The following is a 3,672-nucleotide window of genomic DNA, read 5'->3' as shown; positions in this document are numbered from 1 at the left end:
TCCACCGCCAGGATGGTGCGCACTACGGGCGCCTCGCCATCCGGCGTGCGCAGGCTCAGGGGAAAGAGGAGGCCGCTGGCGGGGAGCTCGGCGGCGTGCTCGCCCAGGTAGCGCTTGTACAGCTCCAGCGCGGAGCGGCCGTCCATCTCGTACAGCACGTTTCCCCGCGAGCGGGTGATCACGCGCTCCGGGCCGAACGGGTCCCATCCGCCCAGCGAGCCGTATCCCACGCGCAGCCGCGGGCCGTAGAAGCCCACGGCGACCACCGTCCCCTCCGCGACGTCGCCGTCAACCCCCACCAGCGTCCGCTCGAACCGCGACCCGTCACCCGACAGGCCGCCCGTGGCCGCGACGCCGCGCGGAAGCTGCTCCGAAAGGCCCTTCACCAGCTCGGTGCCGTTCACGTGCAGCCCGTCGGAGAGTACCAGCACGTGCACCAACCCCGCAGGCTCCAGCGACCGGGCGAGCGCCCGCCCAGCCTCTTCGCTGCTCCCAAACGCGTCCAGCGACACGCGCCCCACGCGCACCTGCGTGTGGGCGAACGACACGGCCGTGGCCACCACCGAGTCGTCCAGCACCCGCGTGCCGGCGATTTCGCCCGCGGTGGAGCAGCCCACCACCCGGGCGCCGGGGTAGCGGGCGCGTGCCTCGTTCCAGCACCGCGCCTGCTGCAGCAGCTCGCGCGAGCCGAACAGCAGGACCAGATGGGCGGCGGCACCCAGCGGCTGCCCGGCCGCGGGCTGCCATCCGTCCGGCGCGGTCCACGTGGTCTGCTCGATGTCCATGGCGAGGGGCCGTGCGGGGTGCCGAATGCCGGCGGAGAGCGTACAACAAAGTGCCGGGAGCGCACTTCGCGCAAGATGACCGAATCCGCCAACTTGTAGATCGATTCCGGCCCAAACGATCGGGGACGACGCGAGCCCCGGCGCGGAGGACCGCGCCGGGGCTCTGTACGGCTGTGCGCCGGGACAGGGGATCAGCCCTCGACGAGGTGGCCTTCGAGCAGGGTGGCCCAGGCCTCCTGCAAGTCTTCGTGCGCGTCGAGGCAGCTGTCCGCGCGAGCGGTGGTGAGATGGCCCCCTTCCACGAGGTACCGGTGCGCCTCGGGGTCGCCGCCGTACAGAAGGCACGTCAGCGTGGTCAGGCGCCTGTCGCCGAGGGTGGTCTGTCCCGAGTCCGGCGACTCCCAATCGAACTCCTGCTCGTGGAGCGCCGCGGCTCCCTGCAGCAATCCCTGCAGCTCGCCGGGAGCCAGGCCCGCCATCACGGCGACGAACTGGTCGGCGGCCTCTTCCTCCGGCACTCCCACGTTCAGCTTCAGCACGTCGATCACCGCGTGCCCCACCTGGTGCAGCAGGATGAACGCAAAGGCCTGCTCGAACGTCTCGTTGTCCATGTCGCCGCTTTCCGCCTGGTCGGCGAACTCCAGGAGCAACTCATAGCAGACTCGGACCGTCGCGCGGCTGGCATCGTAGGTGGCGGCCGGGCCGCCGCACTCCGCCATCTCCACGGTGATGTCGCGCGGCACGAGGAACGCCTCGTTGAGGGGATCTACCATGGACTCCAGCATGGTGCCCTGCTGCAGCGCCGTCCGCATCTCCGCGTGCACGGGGCCCTGCACCTCGGGATACGACGCGAGCCAGCGCCCCTGCGCGGCGGCGGGAACGGAGGAGAGGGCGAGGATGGCGGCGGTGGCCAGGAAGCGCAGTGGCATGGACGAACCGGACTGTTCGAGGGGAACGAGGTGTCGGGCGGCCGGATTTCAGTTGCGTAGGTACGGCTCGAGCATGGTGACCCAGGCGGTCAACACGGCGTCGTATTCGTCCTCGCAATCCGCCGCATCGGCCGGGCTGGGCCGGGCTTCGCCCGCGGGTGCACCGAACGCGTCCGGGTCGCTGCCGAAGTAAAGGCAGGCCAGCTTCGCGAGCCGGCTGCTGTCGAGCGCGGTTTCTCCGGAACCGGGGCGCTCCCAGTCCACCGCGTGCCGGTGAAGCGCGGCGGCGGCCTCCATCCACCGCGCCGGATCGCCGGAACCCGTGGTGTTGATGACGGCAAACTGGTCGGCGGCCTCCTCCAGCGGCACCCCGGGCTGCAGCTTCAGGAGGTGGATCAGCGCGTGCCCCGCCTGGTGCTGGAAGATGAGGTTGAACGCCCGCCCGAACAGCGCGGCGGAACTGTCGTCGCGCGCCGAGGCGTACTCCGTGAGCTGTTTGAACAACTCGTAACAGAGCCGGATGGCGGCCCGGCCAGAATCGTACGTGGCACTGGGGGTGCCGCACTCCGCCAGTTCGACGGTGATGTCGCGTGGCAGCTGCATGTCGTTCAACGGCTCCACCATCGATTCCAGCATCCCCCACTGCTGCAGCGACGCGCCGAGTGCGGCGGTGAGCGGATCCTGCGCGGGGGCATACGCCGGGATCCAGCGGCCCTGCGTAGCGGCGGGAGCGGACCAGAGCGCCAGGCCGGCGGCGAGCGCCAGCAAGGACTTGGGAATGGACACGCGGGAAAGCTAGAAGGGGAGGAACGAACGGCGGACGCGGGTCGCGAAGTCTAGGGTCCTGCCCCCCAAAGGTCAACGAGCGCCCGCGGCGGATCGCCACGCCCGGGCGCCTGCGCGGCACGGCGCGGGCGCCCCGTTACTCCTCGCCCGTCTGCTCGTACGGCGCGTGGACCGGCTTGCTCTCGGGCGAGTGCTGCTGCCGGAGCCAGATGGAAAGGACGGCGATGGCGAACACCGACAGGAACTCGCTCTGCCAGTTCTGGAAGCTCTCGAACCAGAAGCGCGAGGTGGCAAGATAGCCCAGGGTGCCCACGGCCGCGTCGCCGTGCGCCAGCTGCTCTGCACTGTACTCCACCGCCCCGGTCATGGCGTGGCCCCAGAACGAAGCCAGGAAGAGCAGGAACAGCACGATGGACAGCGAGTTCCGGTACAGCGCCAGGGCGATGCCCCCGCGGCGGACGGGCCAGGGGGCGCGCGGATCGTTGCGGTGCTTCGCGGGATCTTCGTCGCTCGGCTCCTCGCCCGCCCCGGGCTCGTCCTTCGGCTTCTTGCTCTCCGCCGATCCGCGCTGAACGAGAAACGCGGTCAGAAAGACGAAGACGGCCATCTGCAGGAACTCGGATTCCCAGTTCTCCAGCGTCGCCTCGCCGAAGTGGCCTGTCGCCAGGTACTGCACCAGCGGAACCGGCTCTTCCCCGTGCGCCTGCTGGTCCTGGTTGTACTCGGCGCGCCCCGTCAGCACCTGGCCCACGAAGGCCGCCACGAACAGCGCGATCGCGGCGATGCTCAGGCTGTGGCCCCTGATCCACTTCCGCACGTTCGCTCCGGTGTAAAGGTCGGTACCGCCGCGGGCGGCTCGGCGGCGGAGGGAGGAGGAAAAGCAGGGAATGCGGACAGTGTATACTGATGGCCACGCGTGGTCAACGCGGGTCAGCGCTCGACCGTGGCCAGGCGTTCCGCTTCACCGCGGCGCGGCGCCCCGATGCGCGAGACGAGAGCGTGCACTGATCATCATCTGTCCCGAGGCACCATGCAGGACCCTGGCACGATCACGGACGGAACCGGTCACCCAAGGAGGGCCTGGAGCAACAGCCCGATCAAACCTGCTGCAGTGGCGGCGGCAAACCAGAGCAGTGCGCGGACGACTGCGGGTCGCCTGGTGGACGTCTCTG

General features: G+C 70.0%; 4 protein-coding genes. All 4 read right to left on the bottom strand.

The genetic code is table 11. The features are described from left to right. The coding region (locus VIB55_RS04110) for an FIST signal transduction protein (protein WP_331875399.1) at positions 1-785 on the bottom strand (785 nt) is incomplete at its 3' end. A 191-nt stretch (positions 786-976) separates the two neighbouring features. Continuing rightward, positions 977-1,714: a DUF4344 domain-containing metallopeptidase gene (locus VIB55_RS04105; protein WP_331875398.1), complete on the bottom strand. Its 738-nt coding sequence runs from the start codon at positions 1,712-1,714 to the stop codon at positions 977-979. A gap of 48 nt (positions 1,715-1,762) precedes the next feature. Continuing rightward, positions 1,763-2,482, bottom strand: coding sequence for a DUF4344 domain-containing metallopeptidase (locus VIB55_RS04100; protein WP_331875397.1), 720 nt, complete (start codon positions 2,480-2,482; stop codon positions 1,763-1,765). Positions 2,483-2,636: 154 nt separating this feature from the next. Then, a complete protein-coding gene (locus VIB55_RS04095; RefSeq protein WP_331875396.1) occupies positions 2,637-3,317 on the bottom strand; it encodes a DUF6766 family protein in 681 nt (226 codons plus the stop codon). Positions 3,318-3,672: the final 355 nt, after the last annotated feature.

The sequence above is a fragment of the Longimicrobium sp. genome (assembly GCF_036554565.1).
Taxonomy (GTDB): Bacteria; Gemmatimonadota; Gemmatimonadetes; order Longimicrobiales; family Longimicrobiaceae; genus Longimicrobium.
Note: the sequence above shows the minus strand (reverse complement) of the source record. Positions and strands in the feature narration are given on the sequence as shown.